Origin of the sequence: Neoaquamicrobium sediminum (assembly GCF_040970315.1) — a bacterium.
Classification (GTDB): domain Bacteria; phylum Pseudomonadota; class Alphaproteobacteria; order Rhizobiales; family Rhizobiaceae; genus Aerobium; species Aerobium sediminum.
In genome coordinates this window covers 522740-546244 of sequence record NZ_JAZHFV010000002.1, presented here as the reverse complement: position 1 = coordinate 546244, position 23505 = coordinate 522740, and the positions used below count along the sequence as shown (strand labels likewise).

The 23505-nt window shown below is 63.2% G+C and carries 22 protein-coding genes; 9 read left to right on the top strand and 13 right to left on the bottom strand.

Features of this window, described 5'->3' with window-relative positions; all coding sequences use genetic code 11:
• The first annotated feature begins 41 nt into the window (after window positions 1-41).
• The 4 genes from V1479_RS07905 (at window position 42) to ku (V1479_RS07890) (ending at window position 4578) form a co-directional block, all read left to right on the top strand.
• The gene (locus V1479_RS07905) at window positions 42-1049 is read left to right on the top strand and encodes an ABC transporter permease (RefSeq protein ID WP_173186595.1); all 1008 of its coding nucleotides are present in this window, start codon (window positions 42-44) and stop codon (window positions 1047-1049) included.
• Window positions 1049-1963, top strand: a complete 915-nt coding sequence (locus tag V1479_RS07900; protein WP_368802420.1) for an ABC transporter permease — start codon at window positions 1049-1051, stop codon at window positions 1961-1963. The genes V1479_RS07905 and V1479_RS07900 overlap by 1 nt, the downstream gene beginning before the upstream one ends.
• Window positions 1960-3594 (top strand): ABC transporter ATP-binding protein, encoded by a 1635-nt coding sequence (locus V1479_RS07895; RefSeq protein ID WP_368802419.1) that lies wholly within the window; start codon window positions 1960-1962, stop codon window positions 3592-3594. The genes V1479_RS07900 and V1479_RS07895 overlap by 4 nt, the downstream gene beginning before the upstream one ends.
• Before the next feature lie 162 nt (window positions 3595-3756).
• Entirely contained in the window at window positions 3757-4578 is an 822-nt protein-coding gene (ku, locus tag V1479_RS07890) for a non-homologous end joining protein Ku (RefSeq protein ID WP_368802418.1), read from the top strand.
• A 3-nt stretch (window positions 4579-4581) separates the two neighbouring features.
• Here the strand turns inward: ku (V1479_RS07890) and ligD are convergent, their stop codons facing one another.
• The gene (gene ligD, locus V1479_RS07885; RefSeq protein WP_368802417.1) at window positions 4582-7062 is read right to left on the bottom strand and encodes a DNA ligase D; all 2481 of its coding nucleotides are present in this window, start codon (window positions 7060-7062) and stop codon (window positions 4582-4584) included.
• A 3-nt stretch (window positions 7063-7065) separates the two neighbouring features.
• A complete protein-coding gene (gene ku / locus V1479_RS07880) occupies window positions 7066-7905 on the bottom strand; it encodes a non-homologous end joining protein Ku (protein ID WP_368802416.1) in 840 nt (279 codons plus the stop codon).
• A gap of 141 nt (window positions 7906-8046) precedes the next feature.
• On the opposite strand from ku (V1479_RS07880), the gene V1479_RS07875 reads away from it, so the two are divergent.
• On the top strand, window positions 8047-9027 hold the full coding sequence (locus V1479_RS07875) for an SDR family oxidoreductase (protein ID WP_368802415.1): 981 nt from the start codon (window positions 8047-8049) through the stop codon (window positions 9025-9027).
• Between the two features lie 5 nt (window positions 9028-9032).
• Window positions 9033-10103, top strand: coding sequence for a DNA topoisomerase IB (locus V1479_RS07870; protein WP_368802414.1), 1071 nt, complete (start codon window positions 9033-9035; stop codon window positions 10101-10103).
• A gap of 13 nt (window positions 10104-10116) precedes the next feature.
• Here V1479_RS07870 and V1479_RS07865 read toward each other — a convergent pair whose 3' ends face one another.
• The 10 genes from V1479_RS07865 to V1479_RS07820 form a co-directional block, all read right to left on the bottom strand.
• Complete coding sequence (locus tag V1479_RS07865; protein ID WP_368802413.1) at window positions 10117-10587, bottom strand: deoxycytidylate deaminase; 471 nt, start codon at window positions 10585-10587, stop codon at window positions 10117-10119.
• Window positions 10588-10592: 5 nt separating this feature from the next.
• Window positions 10593-12029, bottom strand: a complete 1437-nt coding sequence (locus tag V1479_RS07860) for an aldehyde dehydrogenase family protein (protein ID WP_368802412.1) — start codon at window positions 12027-12029, stop codon at window positions 10593-10595.
• A 14-nt stretch (window positions 12030-12043) separates the two neighbouring features.
• Window positions 12044-12907, bottom strand: a complete 864-nt coding sequence (locus V1479_RS07855) for a dihydrodipicolinate synthase family protein (protein ID WP_368802411.1) — start codon at window positions 12905-12907, stop codon at window positions 12044-12046.
• A complete protein-coding gene (locus tag V1479_RS07850; protein ID WP_368802410.1) occupies window positions 12904-13251 on the bottom strand; it encodes a ferredoxin family protein in 348 nt (115 codons plus the stop codon). Before V1479_RS07850 ends, V1479_RS07855 begins: the two co-directional genes overlap by 4 nt.
• Window positions 13252-13257: 6 nt before the next feature.
• On the bottom strand, window positions 13258-14034 hold the full coding sequence (locus tag V1479_RS07845) for an enoyl-CoA hydratase-related protein (protein ID WP_368802409.1): 777 nt from the start codon (window positions 14032-14034) through the stop codon (window positions 13258-13260).
• Window positions 14031-15212 (bottom strand): CaiB/BaiF CoA transferase family protein, encoded by a 1182-nt coding sequence (locus tag V1479_RS07840; protein WP_368802408.1) that lies wholly within the window; start codon window positions 15210-15212, stop codon window positions 14031-14033. The genes V1479_RS07845 and V1479_RS07840 overlap by 4 nt, the downstream gene beginning before the upstream one ends.
• On the bottom strand, window positions 15209-16573 hold the full coding sequence (locus V1479_RS07835; protein WP_368802407.1) for an FAD-dependent oxidoreductase: 1365 nt from the start codon (window positions 16571-16573) through the stop codon (window positions 15209-15211). The genes V1479_RS07840 and V1479_RS07835 overlap by 4 nt, the downstream gene beginning before the upstream one ends.
• A gap of 76 nt (window positions 16574-16649) precedes the next feature.
• The gene (locus tag V1479_RS07830; protein WP_368802406.1) at window positions 16650-17459 is read right to left on the bottom strand and encodes an ABC transporter permease; all 810 of its coding nucleotides are present in this window, start codon (window positions 17457-17459) and stop codon (window positions 16650-16652) included.
• Window positions 17459-18256: an ABC transporter ATP-binding protein gene (locus tag V1479_RS07825; protein WP_173186619.1), complete on the bottom strand. Its 798-nt coding sequence runs from the start codon at window positions 18254-18256 to the stop codon at window positions 17459-17461. Before V1479_RS07825 ends, V1479_RS07830 begins: the two co-directional genes overlap by 1 nt.
• Before the next feature lie 4 nt (window positions 18257-18260).
• Window positions 18261-19304, bottom strand: coding sequence for an ABC transporter substrate-binding protein (locus tag V1479_RS07820; protein ID WP_368802405.1), 1044 nt, complete (start codon window positions 19302-19304; stop codon window positions 18261-18263).
• A 158-nt stretch (window positions 19305-19462) separates the two neighbouring features.
• Here V1479_RS07820 and V1479_RS07815 point away from each other — a divergent pair, with 158 nt between their 5' ends.
• Both V1479_RS07815 and V1479_RS07810 read left to right on the top strand, forming a co-directional pair.
• Window positions 19463-20368 (top strand): LysR family transcriptional regulator, encoded by a 906-nt coding sequence (locus V1479_RS07815; RefSeq protein ID WP_173186623.1) that lies wholly within the window; start codon window positions 19463-19465, stop codon window positions 20366-20368.
• Between the two features lie 106 nt (window positions 20369-20474).
• Window positions 20475-20924, top strand: a complete 450-nt coding sequence (locus tag V1479_RS07810) for a pyridoxamine 5'-phosphate oxidase family protein (protein ID WP_368802404.1) — start codon at window positions 20475-20477, stop codon at window positions 20922-20924.
• An 89-nt stretch (window positions 20925-21013) separates the two neighbouring features.
• Here the strand turns inward: V1479_RS07810 and V1479_RS07805 are convergent, their stop codons facing one another.
• Entirely contained in the window at window positions 21014-22096 is a 1083-nt protein-coding gene (locus V1479_RS07805) for a DSD1 family PLP-dependent enzyme (protein WP_368802841.1), read from the bottom strand.
• A gap of 179 nt (window positions 22097-22275) precedes the next feature.
• Between V1479_RS07805 and V1479_RS07800 the strand changes: the two genes are divergently transcribed.
• A complete protein-coding gene (locus tag V1479_RS07800) occupies window positions 22276-23430 on the top strand; it encodes an ROK family protein (protein WP_368802403.1) in 1155 nt (384 codons plus the stop codon).
• The last annotated feature ends 75 nt before the right edge of the window (window positions 23431-23505 follow it).

Genomic DNA, 23505 nt, shown 5'->3' with positions numbered 1-23505 from the left:
GAGCGTCCGCGCTCCCCGCACCGACAAGGACCAAAGGCCACATGCTGAGCTTCACGCTGCGGAAACTGGCGACCCTGGTGGGAACCATGCTCGGCATCGCCGCGCTGACGTTTCTCATCACCAATGTCGCGCCGGGCGATCCGGCCCGCCTCGTCGCCGGCCCCAATGCCACCGAGGACATGGTCGAGACCATCCGCGTGGCAAACGGGCTCGACAAGCCTCTTCCCGAGCAGTTCATCATCTACATGAGTGGCCTGCTGCGGGGCGATCTCGGCACATCCATCGTGACGACGCGCCCCGTCATCGACGAGCTTCTGCGTTACGCACCGGCGACGATAGAGCTGGTTCTGGTCGCCATGGCGCTGGGCATATTCGTCGGCGTGCCGCTCGGCATGCTGTCCGCTGTCTATCGCAATAGCTGGTTCGACCACCTGACGCGGATATTCTCCATCTCCGGTGTAGCACTTCCGGCATTCTGGTTCGGCATACTCCTGCAGCTATTCTTCGCGGTCCAGATGGGCTGGCTGCCCGTATCGGGACGCCTGCCGCTCGTCGCACGGCCGCCGGAACCCATCACGCACCTGCTGCTGGTCGATGCGCTTCTGCGCGGGCAGTTCTCCCTGTTCTGGACGGCACTCAGCCACATCATCCTTCCTGCGGTCGTGCTTTCCTTTCCTTGTCTGGCCTCGATCCTGCGCGTCAATCGCGCCGAGATGGTCGAGGTTTTGCAATCCGACCACGTCGTCGCTGCCCGCGCGCACGGGCTGTCGTCGCGCCGCATCGTTGCGCTTTACGCGCTCAAGAACGCAATGCTGCCAACGCTTGCGATGATTGGCCTGCGCTTCGGCTGGATGCTGGGGTCGACGGTGCTGGTGGAAACCGTCTTCGACTGGCCGGGAATCGGCCTTTACGCGGTGTCGTCGGCGCTGTCGTCGGACTTCAAGCCGGTCATCGGCGTGACCCTGCTGATCGGCTTCTTCTTCATCATCGCCAATACCATCGTCGACCTCGCCTATGCATGGATCGACCCGCGCCTGAGGAACGCCTGATGACGACCAACGACATCACGCCGCCGGCACGGCTGTCCTTCCGCGAGCGGCACGAAAGCAGCATCCGGCAGTGGCGTCTCTACGCCTACACCTTCGCCGGCAGTTTCTCGTCGATGCTGGGTCTCGTGCTGGTGGTGCTGTTCCTGCTTCTGGCAGCTTTCGGGCCTTGGCTCGCCCCCTATCCCGAACATACGACCGGCGGCTTCGACATGGCGCAGCGGCTTCAGCCGCCCAGTGCCGAACATCTCTTCGGCACTGACGAGATGGGCTCCGACATCCTGTCGCGCGTCATCGTCGGTGCCCGGACCTCGCTTTGGATCGGCGTCCTCATCACCGGCATCGGCGCGCTCATCGGCATACCGCTCGGCATCATCGCCGGCTACAAGGGCGGCTTCATCCGCGCGGCCATCATGCGTCTCACGGAACTTTTCCTGGCCGTTCCCGGTCTGGCGCTTGCGCTGGCCATCGTCGCCGCCCTAGGCCCCGGGATTACCAACTGCGTCATAGCGCTGGCGATCGTATGGTGGCCGGGCTATGTCCGCCTGGTCGAAGCCAAGACGCTTTCGGTCAAGGAAGAGCTGTTCGTCGAATCCGCCCGCTCGCTCGGCGCTCGCACGCCATGGATCCTGTGGCATCACATCCTGCCGAACTGCTGGTCGCCGATCATCGTCAAGATGAGCATGGACATGGGCATGGCGATCCTTTCGGCCGCCAGCCTCGGTTTCATCGGGCTGGGCGCGCGTCCGCCGGCGCCGGAATGGGGTGCCATGATCTCGGTGGCGCGCAGCTACATGCCCGACTGGTGGTGGTATTCTTTCTTCCCCGGAGCCGCGATCTTCCTGACCGTGCTGGGCTTCAACCTGCTCGGCGACGGCTTGCGTGACATTCTCGATCCGAGGAGCCGCGAACGATGAGCGACCTGCTCGAGATCAGAAACTTCACCCTCGACATCGACACGTTCGACGGTCCGGTCCATGTGCTGAAGAACATCAACCTCACCGTGAAGCGCGGCGAGACGCTGGGCATCGTCGGGGAGTCCGGCTCAGGCAAGACGGTGCTGGTCCGTTCCATCCTCGGCATAGGCCCGAAGCGCTCACGAACGGTAGACGGCAGCATTGCGTTCGACGGGATCGACCTTTCGACGCTGAGCGACGTGGAATGGAAGAAGATCCGCGGCGTGCGGATCTCTATGATCTTTCAGGATCCGATGACCTATCTCAATCCGCTATTCACGATCGGGCAGCAGATTGGCGACGTCATCGCCGCACATGGCCGCGCGACCGGAACGGCAACAACGCCCAAAGCGCGCCGCGCGCGCAGCGAGGAACTGCTCGACCAGGTCGGCATTCCCGATCCTGCACGCGTTTGCGACCAGTATCCGCACCAGCTCTCCGGGGGCATGCGCCAGAGGGTGCTGATTGCCATGGCGCTGTCCGGCAAGCCCGACCTGCTGATCGCCGACGAGCCGACCACCGCGCTCGACGTCACGGTTCAGGCACAGGTGCTCGACCTCATCAACGAGCTTGTCGAGAAGCTGAACCTCACTGTCATCATGATCAGCCACGACGTCGGCGCGATCGCGACCGTGGCGAAGCGATGCGCGGTGATGTACCACGGCGAAATCGTCGAGGAAGGCGAGACCGTCGACATCCTGCGCGCGCCTCGGCACGACTACACCAGAAAGCTGCTTGCCGCCGTTCCCGATATCGACGCTCCGCTCGACCTGCAGCAAGCGCCGACGGCAAGCGCGCCGCTGCTCGAGGTCAAGGATCTGTCGAAGGTCTACGCGACGCGCTCGGGCGGCGAAGTCCGTGCCGTCGACGCGGTCGATTTCTCCGTGGCCAAGGGAGAGATACTCGGCATCGTCGGCGAATCCGGCTCCGGCAAATCGACGATCGCCCGCCTCGTGCTGCGCCTTATCGAGCCGACCGGCGGACAGGTGATCTTTGACGGGCAGGACATTACCGGGCTTTCCGGAGAGCCTTTGCGGCTCATGCGCCGGCATATGCAACTCGTCTTCCAGAATCCGCATTCGGCGCTCAACGGGCGCCATACGATCGGCGATGCCATCGGCGAACCATTCCGCATCCAGTCGAAGCTGTCGCGGCGTGACATCGACGCGGAGGTGGACAGGCTGCTGGACATAGTGCAGTTGCCGCGCCTTTTCCGCTATCGCTACCCGCATGAACTGTCGGGCGGCCAGAAGCAACGTGTGTGCATCGCTCGTGCCGTCGCGCTGAACCCGAAACTCCTGCTTCTAGACGAGCCGACTTCGGCACTCGACGTGTCCGTGCAGGCACAGGTGCTCGCGTTCCTGCGCGAACTGCGTGAGGAACTGGACCTGACCTACGTCTTCATTTCCCACGACCTCGCGGTGGTGCGCGAACTGTGCGACCGGGTGCTGGTGATGAACCGAGGCAGGATCGTCGAGCAGGGCAAGACGGCAGACATCTTCAACGCGCCGAACGAAGACTACACCCGAGGACTTCTTGCAAGCGCGCGCAAGACCTCCAAATCGGCCTTCACGTCAGTGGAGGCCGCGTGATGCGGTCGTGAGCATCGGCCGCGACGTTTCCCGCGCCGAGGTTTCCATCGCGATTGCCAGCCGTCAATGTCCAGCGTTTCAGCGCCCTTGCCGTTGCCCTGCAGGGCAGACGGAACGAAGGAGAAGCTCCCACGTTGCCTGATCTGGAACGTGGAGACGGCAATGGCGCCACGCAGCTTCTGGAAGGGTTATCTGCGGCTTTCGCTGGTGACATGCCGGGTTGCGATGGTTCCTGCTACCTCGCCCAGAGGCAAAGTGCGTTTTCACACAATCAACCGAGCCACCGGCAATCGCGTCGAAAGCCGCTATGTCGACGAGGAAACCGGCAAGCCGGTTCGCGAGAGCGACGAGGTCAAGGGCTACCCTGTTTCCGAGGACAGGTTCATCCTGCTCGAGGATGACGAACTGGAGGCGGTCGCGCTCGAAAGCGCACGCACCATAGACATAGACACCTTCGTTGCCCGTGACGAAATTCCCTGGATATGGCTCGACAAGGCCCACTATCTCACCCCCGACGACAAGATCGCCGAAGAAGCCTTCTCGGTGATCCGCGATGCGATGGCCGCCACGGGCATGGTGGGCATTTCGCGCGTGGTGCTCTACCGGCGAGAGCGCGCGTTGATGCTGGAGCCGCGCGGCAAGGGCATCGTCGTCTGGACGCTGCGATACGGTGACGAGGTGCGGGAAGCGGAAGACTATTTCTCCGGCATCGATGAAGGCAAACCGGATACAAAAGCGCTGCGCATGATCGGCAAGTTGATCGACGAGCGCACCGCCGAGTGGGACCCATCCATGGTGCAGGACCCGGTGCAGAAGCGCCTGAAACGCATCATTTCTTCAAAGAAGAAAAAGCAGAAGCCGCCGGCACCGCGAAAGGGTGGGAAGAAGGAAGCATCGGCCGAGACGCCCGACAATGTGGTTTCGATCATGGACGCGCTGCGTAAAAGCGTCGAGGCCGAGAAGAAGGGCGGCAAGTCGCGCTAAAGGTTATGATTTCTTGACTTTCAGCGGCGCGGCGGCCTTGCGGAAATCGCCCCATGGATCAGCAGCGAGATTGTCGAGCCGTGCCATCGCATTGTCGACGGTGAAGTAGCCTGGGCCAATTTCAGGTCCGAGATCGTCCCAGCCCAGCGGCATCGCCACCGTCGCACCTTGCCGAGCACGCGTCGAGTACGGCGCAATCGCGGTCGCACCGCGGCCGTTACGCAGATAGTCGACGAATATCCTGCCCTTGCGCTCCGCCTTGGTCGCCTTGGCGATGAAGCTGTCCGGAGCATCCGCTTCCATGGAATCGGCAAGTTGCCGCGCGAAGTCCTTGACCCCGTCCCAGCCGACCGCCGGTTTCAGGGGCGCGACGACATGGAGGCCCTTGCCGCCAGTGGTCTTGACGAAAGCGGTGAGCTTGGCGGCTTCCAGCCGCTCACGCACCTCAAGCGCAGCGTCGATCACCGTGCTCCAGGCAACGCCATCGCCCGGATCGAGGTCGATCACGAGCTGGTCCGGCCTTTCGAGCTCGTCGAGGCTGGCCTGCCAGGTATGGATTTCCAGGGAAGCGCCCTGCACGAGGCCGACCAGTCCATCCAGGGAATCGACGGCTATCAGGGTGTCATCCTCGCCGTCTCCCTGCGGATCGCGACGTGTGAGGATTTCGCCGCTCATCCCCTTCCAACCGTGTTTCTGGAAGAAGCACTGCTTGGCTGTGCCTTGCGGACAGCGCACAAGCGCCAGAGGGCGCGAAACGACATGCGGGGCCATCAACCGCCAGACCTGAGCATAATAGCTCGCAAGTCCCTCTTTCGTGACGCCGGCATCCTTCCAGTAGACGCGGTCCGGGTGCGTGAGCTTCACCTTTGAGGTCGACGCCTTTCTGGTTGCCACGCCTTCATCCTCGCGCACCACTTCGCCGGCAGGCTTGTCCTCCCGCAGGCCACGAAACGCAGCATGGCGCAGCCTGCCATCCGCAGTCCAGTCGCGAAATTCGACCTCGGCGACCAATTGCGGTTTGACGAAACGGACGCCGCGCCGGGCCACCGCGTCGAGCTTGTCGGCAAACGGGGACGTCTTGCGCTCCAAGGCGCTGAGACGCGCGTAGAGGTCCTGCGCGACTTCACGACTGAAGCCTGTGCCAACACGCCCCACGTGACGCAGCTTCCCGTCGTCGTAGACGCCGAGCACGAGCGAACCGATGGCCTGTTTCGACGTTGTCGAAGGCATGAAGCCACCAACGACCATCTCCTGCCGATCGCTGCATTTCGACTTGACCCAGTCGCGCCCGCGACCGGAGGCGTACTTGCCTGAGGCACGCTTGGAAACGACGCCCTCCAGACTGAGGCGGCACGCATGGCGAAGTACCATTTCACCGTCTTCTTCGAAGTGGTCGGAGTAGCGTAGCGTATCCGGCGCGCCCTCGATAAGCTTGGCCAGCGCCGCCTTGCGATCCACGAGCGCGGCACCGCGCAGGTCGCGACCGTCCAGATAAAGAAGATCAAAGGCATAATAGACGAAACGGTCCGCGCGGCCCGCGCTCAAATCCGCCTGTAGCGCGGAAAAGTCCGACGCGCCGCCAGACCCTTCGACGACCAGTTCGCCATCGAGGATAGCCTGCTCGACCGGCAACGCGCCAAGCGCCTTCGGCACGTCTTTGCCGAATTTTGCGGTCCAGTCGAGGCCGCTTCGGGTCAGCAATGTCACCTTGCCCTTTTCGATGCGGGCCTGGAGACGGTATCCGTCGAACTTGATCTCGTGGATCCAGCCCTTGCCGGCAGGCGCGTGCGGCTTCAGCGTGGCGAGCTGAGGCGCGACAAAATCCGGCATGCGCGCCTTCTTCGTGCCACGAACCGCGGGTGCAGCCTTCTGTGGCGCCTTGTCGATCTTGCCGGTCCTGGACGACCAGCCTGGCTCCTCGCCGGCCACGTCCGCGACCTCCCTGCCGGTTTTGACGGATTCCGGCCGTTCCTCCAGAATGTCGGGATCGTCTTCCGAGCGGGCCTGCTCATCGTCGCCCTTTATCAGCAGCCAGTTGTCGCGCTTCTCGCGCGGCCGCTTCGCCATCCGCACGAGATGCCACCGGCCGGAAAGCTTCTCGCCCTCGAGCGTGAATTCGAGATGGCCCTTCTTGAGCCCCTTCTCCGCGTCACCTTCCGGCATCCACGTCCCGCGATCCCAGACGATGACCGTGCCGCCGCCATATTCGCCTTTCGGGATCGTTCCCTCGAAGTCGCCATAGTCGAGCGGATGGTCCTCGACATGGACGGCAAGCCGCTTCTCCGACGGCACAAGGCTCGGGCCACGGGTGACCGCCCAGCTCTTGAGAACGCCGTCCATCTCCAGTCGAAAATCGTAATGCAGTCGGCGCGCGTCATGCTTCTGCACGACGAAGCTGTTTCCGGCGGCGGCCTTGCCATCCGCGCCCTTCGGTTCAGGCGTCTTTTCGAAGTCGCGCTTGCGGCGATATGTGTCGAGCGCCATTGCTCAACCGGCCTTGCGTTTGGGAGTAGAAGTCGTCGAAGCCTTCTTCTTCGCGCTCCGCTTTCCCTTGCCTGCGGCGGCACTCTCGCGCAGCGCCTCCATCAGGTCGATGACCTTGCCCTCGCGTTTTCGCTTTGGCTTTTCGATCTCGCGGCCCTCGGCCTTGGCCTTGACCAGTTCGGCAAGCGCGGCATCGTAGCGATCGTCGAAAGCGGACGGGTCGAACGTGCCGGATTTGGTGTCGATGATGTGTTTGGCGAGGTCGAGCATCTCGCCCTTGATCTTCATTTCGGGGACAGCGTCGAACGCATCGTCGGCGGCGCGCACCTCGTAGTCGAAGTTCAGCGTGTTGGCGAGGAGGCCACAGCCGCGCGGCCGGATCAGCAGGGTGCGCACCCGCCTGAAGAGTACGGCGCGCGCCAGCGCAACCACCTTCTTCTTGCGCATGCCCTCGCGCATCACGGCGAATGCCTCTTCGGCCGCTTCGTCTGCCGGCGCGACGAAATAGGGCTTGTCGAAATAGACCGTGTCGACGTCGTCGCACGGGACGAAACTCTCGACTGCCAGCGTCTTGTCGCTCTCCGGCACCGCCGCCGCGATCTCATCCGGTTCGAGCAGCACGTAGTTGCCCTTGGACGTCTCGTAGCCTTTGACCTGATCGTCGCGATCGACCGGCTTGCCGGTTTCCTCATCAACGTATTCGCGCCGTACGCGATTGCCGGTCTTTCGATTGACTATATGGAAAGAGACGCGGTCAGAAGTCGTCGCGGCTGCGTAGAGGGCAACCGCGCAACTCAATTCTCCGATACTGAGATGGCCTTTCCAGAGGGCTCTCGTCGCCATCGATGCTTCTCCGTATGCTCCACAACACGGGGCGCTGGCGAAGGTTCCGCGGCGGCGATCCGGGGCGGCATTGCGAATTCGAAGCCGTCTGGAACCATACCGATCCACCGCCGTTCTGCGCTCAAAATCGAGGAGCAGACGATGGCTGACCAGAAGCACGATGAAACCGCTGCCGACGCCGTCGAGCAGCAGCACCGCATCCAGCAGCAGGTGGACAGCAGCGACCAGGAGCAAGGCGACGGCGCGAAGCCCGGCGCGATGCAGGCAGGCGCCCGAACCTATCCGGTGCCGCCCTTTCCGAAACAGCATCAGGCCAAGCCGGGCGACGAGGCGATACTCGAGCCGCCGCCCATGTACGACGCGCCGTTCTGGCGTGGCTCGGGCAAGCTGGAAGGCATGACTGCACTGATCACCGGCGGCGATTCCGGCATCGGCCGCGCCGTCGCGGTTCTGTTTGCCCGTGAAGGCGCCGACGTCGCCATTTCGTATCTGAGCGAACACGAAGACGCCGAGACGACGCGGCTGGCCGTTGCTGATGAAGGTCGGCGTTGCCTGCTTCTTCCGGGAGACGTCAGCGATGAAGCCTACTGCCAGCATGCCGTGGAGCAGGTCGTGCAGGAATTCGGCAGGCTCGACGTGCTCGTCAACAATGCCGCCTTCCAGTATCACGCGGCCGGTCTCGAGGACCTCACAAGCGAGCACTTCGATACGACCCTGAAAACCAACCTCTACGGCTATTTCTACATGGCGCGCGCCGCCGTGAAGCACATGAAGAACGGCGGCGCGATCGTCAACACCGGATCCGTGACCGGCATCGAAGGGAGCGCGGAACTGCTTGACTACTCCATGACCAAGGGCGGCATCCACGCCTTCACGCGCGCGCTCGGCTCCAGCCTCGTTTCGAAGGGCATCCGCGTCAATTGCGTCGCGCCGGGGCCGGTCTGGACACCTCTCAATCCCTCCGAGCGCCCCGCGGAGCAGGTAGCGACTTTCGGTGCGAACACGCCGATGAAGCGACCGGCACAGCCCGAGGAGATCGCGCCGGCCTATGTCTTCCTCGCGTCACCGCAGTGCTCCAGCTACATCACGGGCGAAATCCTGCCCATCATAGGCGGCTATTGACGGCGATGGACGCGCTTGTTGTCGGCAGAGATCCAGCCGAGGTCGCAGAGCGGGCCGATCTCGCTTACGTCAATGATGCGGAACCGGGCATCCGCCGCCGCCGCGTCGGCAAGGGCTTCGTCTATCTCGACGATAACGGAAAGCGCCTCGGAAGCGAGACTGTCATCGGGCGGATCAAGGCGCTGGCCATACCACCTGCATGGATGGATGTGTGGATTTGCACTCTGCCTGAAGGTCACATCCAGGCCACTGGTCGCGACCTGCGCGGACGCAAGCAGTACCGTTACCATCCGGCCTGGACGGCCTGTCGCGACGAAGCGAAGTTTTCGAGCCTTGCCATGTTCGCCCGCGCACTGCCGAAACTTCGCAAACAGATCGACAGCGATCTTCGAAGGCGTGGCCTGCCGCGCGAGCGGGTTCTGGCTTCCGTGGTCAGACTGCTCGACAACACGCTGATCCGGGTCGGAAACGACATCTATAGCCGTGACAACAAGAGTTTCGGCCTGACCACTCTGCGCTCGAAACACCTTGATGTGGAAGGGGCAAGCCTGCGTTTCTCTTTCATCGGGAAATCCGGGCAGAAATGGCGCCTCAAGTTCACCGACCGGAGGGTCGCGTCAGTCGTACGCGCAGTGCAGGAACTGCCGGGCCAGCGTCTGTTCCAATATCTCGGCGACGAGGGTGAAAGACGCGATATCCGCTCGCAGGACGTCAACGACTACATCAGGACTGCTATCGGCGCGGAATTCACGTCCAAGCACTTTCGCACCTGGGGCGCGACGGTTTCTGCCGCGCTCGCGCTGGCGGCCAGGGAGTTGCCGCCCTCGAAGCGCCAGCAGGCAATCGCGCTCAACGAAGTGCTGGACGCGGTGGCGAAGCGCCTGCGCAACACCCGCGCGGTTTGCCGTCGCTGCTACGTGCACCCTGCGGTCATCGAAGCCTGGCAGGACGGCACGCTGGGGGACGAAATCCAAACACTGCGGCGGCGCTACCGGCAGCCACTGAAGGGCCTGGACGCCGATGAATCGATCGTGCTGCGCTGGCTTTCAGCACGGAACGCCAATCTCGATCGGTAGGAAGGGTGTTGGATCAGTTTTTGTGCGCAAGCGGCTCATCAAGCGTCAGGACGGAAATACCCGCCTCGCGCAGCATGGTCTCTGACACGTCGAAGCTGTGATCCAGTTTTCCATCGTTCCGGGGCTTCGGCGGACATTCGACGCAGACGATGCCCGACTGTATGATCGCGCGGGCGCAATCGGCGCAGGGGAAGCGGTTCACGTAGATCGTGCATCCCGCGAGTGCAGTTCCCGCGCGCGCCGCATTGTAGATGGCATTGCGCTCGGCATGTTCGATCCAGAAGAACTTCTCGCCGCTCGCGCGGTCGAAACGGCGCTCGTCGGCTGACGAGACGCCACGCGGCAGGCCGTTATAGCCGGTCGCGCGGACCTCGTGGCCGGGCCCGACAACCACCGCGCCGACCTTGAAGTCGCGGTCCTCCGACCAGCTCGCGACCTCGTCACATAGGCCGAGAAAACGATCACGCCAGACGTCGTCTCCCATTCGATTCACCCCGCGAAGACGTATGCGGTCTTGACCGTGGTGTAGAACTCAGCCGCATAGCGACCCTGCTCGCGGGGTCCGTAGGACGAACCCTTGCGGCCACCGAAAGGCACGTGGAAATCGACACCCGCCGTCGGCAGATTGACCATCACCATGCCAGCCTGAGACCTGCGCTTGAACTCGCGCGCCGATTTCAGGCCTGTTGTGCAGATGCCGGCGGACAGGCCGAACTCGGTGTCGTTGGCCACCGCGAGCGCTTCATCGAAGTCACCGACCTTGATGATCGAGCCGCAAGGCCCGAAGATTTCCTCGCGGTTGATGCGCATGGAATTGTCGGTACCGAGAAACAGGGCCGGCGCCTGAAAGAAGCCGTTTGTCGCAAGTTCGAGCCGCTGGCCGCCGATCACTTCGGCTCCTTCCTTGCCGGCAAGGTCGACATAGGCGAGGTTGGAATCAAGCTGCTTGCCGTCGACGACCGGTCCAATCTGCGTTTCGGGTGCGAGCGCATCCCCTACCCGCAGAGCCCGCATCCCGGCAACGAGCCTTTCGACGAACGCGTCGTGGATGCCGTCCTCGACGATCAGCCGAGACGAAGCGGTGCAGCGCTGACCGGTGGAGAAAAATGTCCCATTAAGGCAAGCCGAAACAGCTACGTCGAGATCGGCGTCGTTGAGCACCACCATCGGGTTCTTGCCGCCCATCTCGAGCTGGCACTTGCGCTTCAGTCGCCCGCAGACCTCGGCGATGTGGCTGCCGGTGCCCACAGACCCGGTAAACGAGAGAGCATCGACGCCGGGATGCGTGACGATCGTTTCGCCAACCACCGAACCGCGGCCCATCACGAGATTGAAGACGCCCGGCGGGCAGCCGCATTCGTCCAGCAGCCGTGCGATGACATGCGCGCAGGCAGGCGTCAGATCAGCCGGCTTGAGGACCACACAATTGCCGTAGGCGAGCGCCGGGGCTGTCTTCCAAGCAGGAATGGCGATCGGGAAATTCCATGGCGTGATCAGGCCAACGACACCGACCGGCTCGCGGGTCACCTCGACATCGATGTCGGGGCGCACCGATGCCAGCATGTCCCCGGTCACGCGCAAGGCCTCGCCGGCGAAGAACTTGAACACCTGCGCGGCCCGCATGGTTTCGCCGATGCCTTCGGCCAGCGTCTTGCCTTCCTCACGCGACAGCAGGCGGCCGATTTCCTGCGACCGTTCGGCGAGCTTGCGGCCCACAGCCTCCAGGAGATCATGGCGCGCTTGCGGTGTGGCCGCGGCCCAACCCGGTGCCGCAGCACGCGCTGCCTCCACCGCCCTCTCCGCATCGGCGCTGCTGCCCTGCGCATAAAGGCCGATCACCTCGTCCCAATTCGAGGGATTGCGGTTCTCGCCATAGGTATCAGCGCCGACCCACTCGCCGCCGATCAGATTGTCGTGTCTGTCCATTGATTCCCCCGAATTCAAAGCTGTCCGTCGATGCCGTCGAGTGCCTCACGCGCAGCACCGGCAAGCGGTACGAATGGCGGAAGTACACGGTTCCAGATTGTGTCGCCGGACCGCTTGCCTACGAGATATTTGACCGCCGGCACCAGAGGATGCGCGGCGATGTCGGCTCGCAATTTGCCGATCCGGGCAGCAAGGCCGTTTTCGTCTCCCTTTTCGACAAGGGTTGCGCAGAGCGGGGCGCTGATGTTGACCGTCGCAGAGATACATCCCGCAAAGCCCGCCTCCTTCGCCTCCCCGAGGGCCGTTTCCGAACTCGGGAAAACCTTGAGGCCCGGCACCGCCTTCACCAGAGCGCGGCAGTAAGCCAGGTCGCCGGAGGAATCCTTGATGCCGGCAAAGCGTTGCGGATTGGCCTTTGCCAAGCGCGCAACCACGTCGACCGGAATCGGCACGCCGGTCATTTGCGGGAAATTGTAGAAATAGACCTGGATCGGCGTATCGCCGAGCGCGCGATCCAGCGCTTCGTACCAGGCCACGAGACCATCGTCGCTCACGGGCTTGTAGTAAAACGGCGGCAGGACGAGGGCCACCCGATAGCCCATTTCGGCAGCCGACCGGGTCAGGTCGAGCGTGTCTTCCAGCGCCGGCAGGCCGGTGCCCACCATCAGCTTGCCGGCATCGAACGCTTCCGCCGCCCAAGCCATGACGTGCTTGCGTTGGGCGACGCCCAGCGAATTGGCCTCGCCCGTGGTGCCAAGAACGTTCAGGGCATCGCAGCCATTGGCCAATGCCCAGCCGCAGTGCTCCAGGAAGGCCTCTTTCAGGGCACGACCATTCTCGTCAACCGGTGTCGGAACCGCCGCTACTATGCCTTTCATGCTGTCTTGTCCTCGATCGTTCTACGTGGGAATTCATGCACTGCGCGGTGGTCCGGTATCGGCTTGTCGCCTCGGCGCCAGCCTCCAGGCTCGTTCAGTTTTCCGTCGGCGTCATAAAACACGTCATTGTTGATACGCACAAACTCTTGTTCCGCTTCGCTCACCTCGTCGGCGTAGCGGATTGCGTCAACGGGACAGATGCTTTCGCACATGCCGCATTCGATGCATTCCACCGGGTGGATGTAGAACATCCGCTCGCCTTCGTAGATGCAATCGACTGGACAGCTTGTCGTGCAGATCCCATCCTTGACGTCGATGCACGCGCTCGTGATGACCAGAGGCATTGCAGCTCACTTTCCCTGCCAGACAGGTGCCCGCTTCTCCCGGAAGGCCAGCACGCCCTCGTCCTGATCTTCGGAAAGGAGCGCTGCGATCAGCTCCGGGGTCTGGAAGGAGCGCGCCTCGCGCGGTGAGAGATGGGCGGTCTTTCGTAGCGTCGCCTTGATGGCTTTCGTCGACAGAGGCGCACAGGCGAGAATGTCGGCCACCCACGCCTCGACCTCCGCGTCCAGTTGCTCGGCATGCACGACCGCATTCACGAGGCCGTAGGCGGCGGCCTCGGTCGCGCTCATCATACGGCCCGTCAGCATAAGGCCCGCCGCGATGTTGCGCGGCACGAGCCGTTGCAGCGCGACCATGCCGCCGTCGAGCGGCAAGCGCCCCACCTTCGCCTCGGGAAGGCCGAAACGCGCGGTATCCGCAGCGATGACGATGTCGCAGCCAAGCACCATCTCCATCCCGCCGCCCAGAGCCAGCCCGTTGACCCGCGCGATGACGGGCACGCTCAGGCTCTCGCGTAACGAGATGCCGCCGAAACCGTTGGGGTTCTGCCGCGCCCAGTATTCCAGCCCTGAGAGGCCGGAACCTGATTTGAGGTCCGCGCCCGCCGAGAACGCACGGTCCCCTGCCCCGGTCAGGACGACGCAACGGATCGCGTCGTCGTTCTCGATCTTCTGCCAGATCGCCTCCAGCGCCGCTTCCGTATCGGCGTCGACCGCGTTCATGCGCGCAGGCCGGTCGATCGTCACCCTTGCCACATGGCCATCGATTTCGAGCCGGACCGTCATTCCGCTGCCCTCGCCGTCGGTTGCAGGCCGAACTCGTCGATCACTTCCTGGGTATGTTCGCCGAGACGCGGCGGCGCGTGCCGGAGAACCAGCGGTGCGTCGCTGAGATGAACTGGCGAGCCGACGACGGTGAGTTGCCCGAGTACCGGATGCTCGAAATCGAGCAGCATGCCGTTGATCGCCGTCTGCGGGTCGTCAAGGGCTTCGCTGAGCGCGCGCACCGGCGCGCACAGCAAGTCCTGTTCCTCCAGCCGCGCGATCCAGTGGGCAGTCGTGTTCGTCGCGAAGGCATCCCGGAAACGCCCCTGCAGGTAGGGCTTGTCCGCACGCTGGCTGGCGAGATCGGGAAACCGGTTCGACAGGTCTTCGATCCCCAGAGCGGTGCAGATGTCGCGAAGGGGATTTGCCTTGAAGGCACCGACCACAACCAGCGCACCATCCGTGGTGTCGAACACGCCGGTGAGCGGCATCGCGGCCCAGTTGAGCACTTCGCGATGCTTGCTCCATTGAGCGGCTTCCTGCATCTGCATCGCGATCATGGAATCGTAGAGCGACACCGAGACCTTCTGGCCGTGGCCCGTCTTGCCGCGCGCCAGAAGGGCGGCAAGCACGCCCTGAACCAGATGCATTCCGGCGGTATAGTCACACAGCGTCGTCGGGTAGATGGAGCGCGGTATGGACGGGTCGGAGGTCTTCTCCATGACACCGCTCATCGCCTGCGCCAGCACATCCTGCCCGCCCTTGTGAGCATAAGGCCCCTTCTCACCGAACCCCGTGCCAGAGGCGCAGATGATGCGCGGGTTGATCGCGTTCAGCGTCTCGTAACCGAAGCCGAGACGGTCCATGACGCCGGCGCGGAAGTTGTCGACCACCACATCGGCCTGACGCACAAGGTCGTAGACCATCTGCTTGCCGGCAGGCGACTTGGTGTCGATTTCCACGGAGCGCTTGTTGCGGTTGAGCGAGGAATAGACGGCATTGTTCATGCCGGCCTCGGACCGCTGATCGAAGAAATTGCGCGACAGATCGCCGGCGCCCGGCCGTTCGATCTTGATCACGTCGGCGCCGAAATCCGCCAGCATCTGCGTGGCGCAGGGGCCGAGCATGACCTGGGTGAAGTCCAGGATGCGGACTCCGGAAAGTGGGAGAGTATCGGTATTCACGGTCGTATCCTTCATTCGGCGGCGACGTTTGCGACGAGTGCGTTTGCAGACGGAACGTCGCCCGGGTCAGCGCCCTGCGCGCGCATGCGTTTCTGGATGGTCGCGACATCGGCGTCCCGCAGCGCGCAGTTCTGGTCCAGCGCCACCGCGACCGCCACGCCGGCCGCCTCGCCCTGGGCCATGCAGGGCGGGATCTCGCGCGAAAGCTTCTGTGCCTCGCTCTCGACGGAGTAGTGCCGGCCGGCAACGATGAGATTGTCGATGCCCTTGGGCAGCAGTGCGCGGAACGGCGTGTAATAGTCGCGGCCACGGCAGACGCTGTCGGAGAAGTGGCGGCGAGAGCGCACGTCGTCGCGCGTGACGACGTATTCTCCCTGCAACAACCGCGTCTGGCGAATGCCGATCTGCTCCGCGGCGCCCAGCATCTTCGCGTTTTCGAAGCCCGGCAGGTTTTCGCGTACGAAAGCCAGCAGCTTCATCATCCGCGAGCGGCCTTCCACCTCGGCCGCCAGCATGTCCTCGGGCGACAGGCCGTCATAGCCCGGCATGTGCGGACAGTTGCACCAGACGATGCCCGGCAGGGGCGTCTTCAGCCACCACATGCCCCAGGCCCCGCCGATGACCCGGCGCACCTGCCGGTCGAGCGCTTTGTATTCTTCCGGGTTCTCGTATTCGAAGGCTTCCGCCTTGTCCGTGTCGACGTCGCAAAGGCGGAACACGGTCGTGACGATATACTGTCCCGTCATGAACGATGCCCCGGCCGAGGATGCCACGTCGAGGTCGCCGCTGGCGTCGATCACCATCTTTGCACGGATCGCCTGACGACCGAGCTTGGTCTGGCAGATCACCCCGGTCACGCGGCCGTCCTCCACCATCGCTTCGGAGAACCAGGAATGCAGGCGCAGGTTCACGCCGGCTTCGCGCACGAGGTCGAGGCTGACACGCTTCCAGCAGTCCGGGTCGAACGCGACGGCATGGATGATCGGCTGCGGCATGCCGGTCTTGTGGAAGTCGATGCAGCCCCAGCGCGACCACTTCTTCCACATATCCCAGTTGGTGAGGCAGTCCTGCGACGGCGGATAGACCGCGCCGTTCTGGGCTGCCATCCGATCGACGAACTCGCTGACGATGCCGGTGGTGACGATCTCGTTTCCGTCGTTGACCATGTCGTCGAGAACGAGAACCATGCCGCCGGACGCCATCCCGCCAAGGTGATGGTAGCGCTCCAGAAGGGTTACGGAGCAACCGTTGCGGGCAGCGGAGACGGCCGCGCTCAGACCGGCCGGACCACCGCCCACGACGACCACGTCGCAATCGGCAACGACCGGTATCTGCTCGCTTCGGTTCAAGGAAATATGCGTTGTGTTGGTGCTCATTTCGGCGCACTCCTCCCGTTGAGCCGCTGCGGGCGGCCCTGTTTCAGTTCAAATTTTGCTTCTGCTCAGGTTGTGCTCACCATCGCACCACCAGCCGTTCGACGACCGAGACCGCGACGAACAACAGCACCGACAGGCCGGACGACAGGAAGACGGTCGCGTAGAGCAAGGCGGAGCGGAAGTTGAATGTGGCGTCGAGGATCAGCGCGCCCAGCCCGAGATCGGCCCCGACCCATTCGCCGACGATCGCGCCGATGACGCAGGTGGTGGCCGCGATCTTCAGTGCCGAGAACAGGAACGGCAGCGAGGACGGCAGGCGGATCTTCCAGAACACCTCCGACTTTGAGGCCGACAGGATACGGGCCAGCTCCAGCGCCTGCGGGCTGACCGCCTGCAGGCCCCGCACCATGTTGACCAGGGTGGGGAAGAAGCAGATGAGCGCCGCGATCACGACCTTCGCCGTAAGGCCCGCCCCAAAGATCAGGACTAGTATTGGCGCGATGGCCAGGATGGGGATGGTGTTGATGAAGACCGCGATAGGAAAGAATGCGCGTTCGGCCAGCCGGCTATGCACGAAAGCGACGGCGATCAGAACCGCGGCCAGATTGCCGACGACAAACCCCAATACGCTTTCGTAGAAGGTCGGCCAGAAGTTGCGCATGAGCTGCGGAAACTCGCCGACGAGCGTCGACGCCACGGCGCTCGGTGTCGGCGCGATGTAATCGGGCACGCCAAAGGCGCGCACACCGACTTCCCACACCGCAATCAGCGCCGCGGCGGTTGCCACGGGCGTGGCGACGGCGATCAGTCGGTTCCGCCTTGCTGCGGCGATCTCAGCGGCTTCGTCTGTCTGGATCACATTCAATGCGTTTTCGAGGGTGGTCATCAGCACGCCTCCAGCAGTCCGCGCAGATGCGCGGAATAGCGGGTGAACTCCGGCGTATCGCGCTGTGCGATGCTGCGCGGATACGGCAGATCGATATCGACGATTTCGTGCAACCGGCCCGGATGCGCCTTCAGCATCAGCACCTTTTGCCCGAGAAACACCGCCTCGGGGATCGAGTGGGTGACAAACAGGATCGTCACGCCCGTCTCTTCCCACACCTTCAGAAGCTGAAGGTTGAGATGGTCCCTCGTCATCTCGTCGAGGGCGCCGAACGGCTCGTCCATCAGAAGCAGCTTTGGCTGGCACACCAGCGCGCGGGCGATCGCCACACGCTGGCGCATGCCGCCTGAGAGTTCGTGCGGCAAGGCGTTCTCGCGCCCCTTGAGCCCTACCAGTTCGAGAAGCTCCATCGGGGTCTTGTCGCTGACCGGAATGTCGATGCCGCGGCTGCGGCCGATCTCCAGCGGAAGTTCGACATTCTTCAGGGCGCTGCGCCAGGGCAGCAACGTTGCGTCCTGGAAGACGAAGGCGAACTCGCGCGCCAGTCGCGCTGCCTCCGTCGTTTTGCCGAAGACCGAGACCTCACCCGCCGCCGGCGGGATGAGGTCGGAGACCAGACGCAGCAATGTGGACTTGCCGCAACCGGACGGGCCGAGGATCGAATAGAAGGCGCCCGCCTCGATCTCAAGACTGATGTCCTGAATAGCCGTGAACTGCCCGAACTTGACCCAGGCATTGCGCAGGCTGGCTGCAGGGACCTGGGTTCCTGCAGCGCCATTCGTCGAAACAGCGACCATCGGATCAGCCGACCTTCGGGCGGACGTCGGCGGTCTTGTCGAGAATGTCCAGCGTCATGATGTCGTCGACCGTCGGAGCATCCTTGGCGAACTGATCGAGTTCCGCATAGGTATCGATCTGGGCCTGCCAGTTCTCGCGCGTCATTACACCCCAGCCGCCGGTCTTGGTGCTTTCGCTGAAGGAATAGTCGACCACGAGCGGCACGGCCTTGAGTTCGCTATCCCTGTCGACATTGGGCAGGCGCTCGACGAGATGGTCGACGGCCTCCTCCTGATTTTCACGAACCCATCCCCAGCCTCGGGAGATCGCACGGATCATCGCCTCGACCTTGTCGCCATGCTCTGAGAGCACGCTGTCAGTGGTGTAGAACGGATTGGCATAGAGCTGGATGCCGGCATCCCACAGGGTCATGTCGACGCGCTCGTCGCCGAGCACTGAAAGCGCATTGATGTTGGTCTTCCAGCCGGTGATGGCATCCACCTGTCCGGTCATCAGTGGCGCCATGTCGCTGCCGATCACCTTGAGCTCGACCTGGTCTTCGGAAATGCCGTTCTTCGCCAGCAGGGCGCGCAAAAGGATGCGTCCTGTCGCCTGAGTACCGATGACCTTGCCGATCATGTCCTGCGGGGTATTGATCGGGCTCTTCTTCAGTGAGAAGTAGGTGTAGGGGTGCTGCTGATAGCCGGCCGCGATGCATTTGATGGGAATGCCTGCCGAACGCGCCAGAAGCAGCGAAGGGCTCGACGAGACCTGGCCGAGATTGGAACGGCCGGAGGCGACAGAGGCGACACCATCGACATTGGGGCCACCCGGCACGATTTCGAATTCCAGCCCTTCCTCTGCAAAATAACCGAGCTTGTCGGCGACGATCTCGCCAAGGTTGCCGTTGCCGGCAAGCCAGCCAAGCTGCATGGAAACCTTGAACTTGTCCTGCGCTGCGGCGCGCGAGATGCTGACGAACGTGCCCGTGCCGGCCAGGCTGGCGGCAGCACCCATTGTCTTGAGAAACGAGCGGCGGTTTACCCCTTTGGAAATTGCATGTGACATTTGCAGTTCTCCCGGTTCCAACGATTGTGGCGATGGGCCGACTGTTCCCCGTGCCGGCTTCCATCACGAAGAGTAGAAGGGATATGCCTGATGCAAAAAGTGCAAAAACATGCTAACAGTGAGGCATATTCTGCATCGCCCCTTTCAGGAGCCGTACGGTGCATTCCAACTTTCTGCGGTACTTTGACGAAGTCGCCCGGCAGGGCTCGATCCGGAAAGCCTCGGCTATCCTGAATGTCTCGTCGACGACCGTGAACCGCAAGATCATCAGCACCGAAGCCGAGATGGGGGTTCGCCTGTTCGAGAGAACCCCGGAAGGGGTCACGCTGACCGATGCGGGTGCCATTGTCCTCGAGCATTGCCGCAAGACGCTGCACGACTACGAGCGCACCAGAACGCTCCTTGACGACATCCGCGACCTGCGTGCCGGCCATCTCAACATCGCGGCGATCGATTCCGTGACCTACGGGCTGCTGCCGCGCATCCTTCTCAGCTTCAACAGCATCTATCCCCAGGTGACGTATTCGATCACCACGGCACAGCCGGACGAGATCATGCAGGCGGTAGCCGACGGCTTCGCCGACATCGGCATAACATTCACGTTCGACCTACATCCGGACGTCCGCGTCATTTCCGAAAAGACCGCGCCTATAGGCATCATCATGCGGCCGGACCATCCGTTTGCAGGTCGCACCAACCTGACGATTGCCGATATAGCCGGGCAGAAAATGGTGCGCACGGTCGATGCGCGCGGCCGCAATTCGATCATCGACCAGGCGATTTCCGGCATGTCGGCGGCGCTGTCGACGAGCTGCTTCACCGACACTCTCCATGTTGCCAAGCAGATGATTTTGGCCGGGCGCGGTGTGGGCCTCTACACGAAGATCGGCTTTTACGAGGACATCCAGCAAGGCACACTGTGCTTCGTGCCACTGATGCACGACGTGCTTCTCAACCTGAGGATCGGCGTCGTTATGTCCGCGTCGTCCGGCATCTCGCCGCCCGAACGGCTGCTGGGCAACGAAATCCGCCGCGCTTTGGCGCAACTGCGGCTCGATTCGTGATCCGATGGTGAAGTGACCGGAACGGGTTTCGGCGCCGAATTGACACGCGACAAAGCGGGTGCCGGCAATTGGCGCTTATTGATCAGTCTTCAACGGAGACGCCGCCATGATTATCCGCGATATTCCACAGGCCCAATGCAAAGCGCTTGTCGCTGCCAACCGGCTCGCGCGTCTTGCATGCTCCGAGGCAGATCGCCCCTATCTCGTGCCGATCTTCTATGCCTATGCCGATAGCTGCGCCTATGCCTTCACCATGCCGGGTCGGAAGCTGAACATGATGCGCAACAATCCGAACGTAACGCTGCTTGTTGAGGAAAAAGGCAACGGCCGGGGCTGGAGCAGCGTCGTGGCAGAAGGACGCTTCGAAGAGCTGCCCGATCGCATCGGGTCCAAGAGACAGAGGGATTACGCCTGGTCGCTGCTCAGCCAACACGCCGGTTGGTGGGAACCGGGAGCTCTGAAGCCGGTCACGCCACCGCTTTCCGACCATACCGGGAACGTCTTCTTCCGCATCCGCATCGAGCACATGTCCGGTCGCGAAGCCGTCGACGAATAGAACCCGTCGGTGCAAGAGGCAGTCGAGCCCTGTTACACAGAAGTCACCCGTGCCTTGCCCTCGCTTCAACCGTCACAGAAGGGCGCAGTTCAATAGAGTTTGCCGCGCGCGGTGACAGGCCAAAGCGTCTCGACGCGGCCACCGCGGATGCCGACATACCAGTCATATAGATTGCAGGTCGGGTCGCAGTGGCCGGGGATCAGTTGCAGGCGCTGGTTGATCGCAAGCTGCCCTTGCGGATCGTCGAGCTGGCAATGCTCGTCCGACAGGCCTGTGCAGGTTACGCCATCGAGCTGGTCGACCACAGGCAGGCCGCTGTCCACCGAGAAAGACTTCAGCCCGGCATCGCCCACCGCGCGGCCGGGTGCCCTGCTTATGACCGAAGTGAGCACGAACAGAGCGTGTTCGAAACCGGCATTAGCGGTGGGGCCAAGCACCCGCCGGTAGTCGGCATCCATGAAGACGTATGAGCCGCACTGCAGCTCGTTCCAGATTCCACTGGCGGCCTCGAGCGGATAGGTGCCAGTGCCCGCGCCGCCGACGATGTCGCAGGAAAGGCCGGCCGCCGCCACAAGCGCGACGGTATCGCGCGTAAGCGCCTCGGCAGATGCGATGGCTGCGCGCCGCGCATCTGCCGTCGGCATATGCTGGGCGCGGCCATGATAGGCCTGGATGCCGGCGAAATGCAGGCCCGGCGCTTCAGATATTGCCACCGCCAGGTCACGCGCCGGAATACCGGGCGCGATGCCGCAGCGCCCCGCGCCGCAATCGATCTCGACCAGCACTTCCAGCGTCGTGCCGGCCTCCACCGCTGCCGCAGACAGATCGGGCACGGCAGCCGGATCATCGGCGCAGACGATTATGCGCGCATGCCTGGCGAGCCGCGCCAGCCGGGCGAGTTTTGCGGGATCACGCACTTCATTGGCCACGAGAACGTCGCTTATGCCCGCGCGCACCATGGCTTCGGCTTCCGAGACCTTCTGGCAGCAGATGCCGCAGGCGCCGCCCCGCTCGATCTGGATGCGCGCAATATCGGCCGACTTGTGGGTCTTGGCATGGGCCCGCAAGCGCACACCGCTCTCCTCGATCGCCTGCCGCATCCTGTCGATGTTGCGGTCCAGCGCGTCGAGATCGACCAGTAGCGCCGGTGTCTGGATTTCGTGTAAAGCCATCCCAGGTATCGCGGGCACATCGAAACCGAGTTCGCCAGCATCGGGAAAGCGGCGATTATTCGCGTATGTCACAATAAAACTCCCTGGTGCCGGGCGATGCAGGTTGATGGCACTCGGCTAATGCAGCTATTTTTGCAAAGCGGCGGAACAAAAGAAAGAGACATCGCTTGCGAGCAACGTTGCAATCGAATCCCGGCAGCTCGCTTACAGCGAGCGCCAAGTCGATATTCAGGCTCCTGGCCGAGGGCAACCCGTCAACCCGTCCGCAACTGGGCGAGGTGCTGAACCTGTCCCGGCCGACGATGTCGGCGGCGATGGGCGAGCTGGAACAGCTCGGGCTGGTGGCCAAGATAGGCGAAGTTCAGGGACTGATAGGCCGCAAGGCAGCAATCTATCGCCCTGGCCCACAAGCTGGTCACGTCATTGCGATCGATGCGGGCTCCACCCATGTGCGCCTGCGCGTCTCGACTATCGACAGGCGGCTGCTCCACAGCCGGGTCTATCGCCTTCCGGCGAGCCAGCTTCTGCTCGGCGAGGAAATCAGCCGCGCCGTTGCCGACGAGGTTTCGGCCACCCTTGCCGAGACCGACGAGGGATGGGGGCCGCTGCGCATGATCGGCATCGCGGTTCCATCGCGCGTCGTGGGACCGCAGGGCGATCAGAACGCGACCCGGCAGGAGGAGATATTCAGCCGTTTCGAGCCGCCGGCAGACGTGCCCGTCGTATTGGAAAACAACGTGAATTGCGCGGCAGTTGCCGAGCGTTCCAATGGCGCCGCAAAGGACGCGGAAACATTCGCCTATGTCCAGATCGGATTGAAAATAGGCATGGGGGTCATGCTCGGCGGCGGGCTCCTGCGCGGGCGCAACGGGGCGGCCGGCGAAATCGGCCACCTCGCCTTCCCCATGGCGGATGGCAGCAGGCCGATACCGGGTGAGATCGAGCGCTACATGGGGACTGAAGCGTTCATGCAGCGCGTGCTCGCGACCTGGCCGGATAGCGCTGATAGCCAACCGGCCGATGCCGCCGATCTGATGGCGAGGGCGGGTGAAGGCTGCGCGACCGCGCTGGCGCATGTGACGCGCCACGCCGAAGACATCGGTGCGATCGTCGCCAGTTGCGTTAGTGTGCTGGACCCTGGCCTGGTCGTGCTCGGCGGCGGGCTTGGAGGCAGCTCGCTACTCCTGCCCACCGTCTCCGACGTCGCCAACCGGCTGAGCTACCCCGTTGAAGTTCGCACCAGTACGCTTGGACAGGACGCGACCGTGCTCGGCATCGAAAAGCTGACCTGCGAGCAAACGGTCGACCTGCTTCTAGGCGAACGGCGGGACTGAAATTCTCGATATGCCGACGTGCCTGTGACGATTCCCGTTGCGCTCCCGAATTTTTTTGTTAACTTGCCTAACATA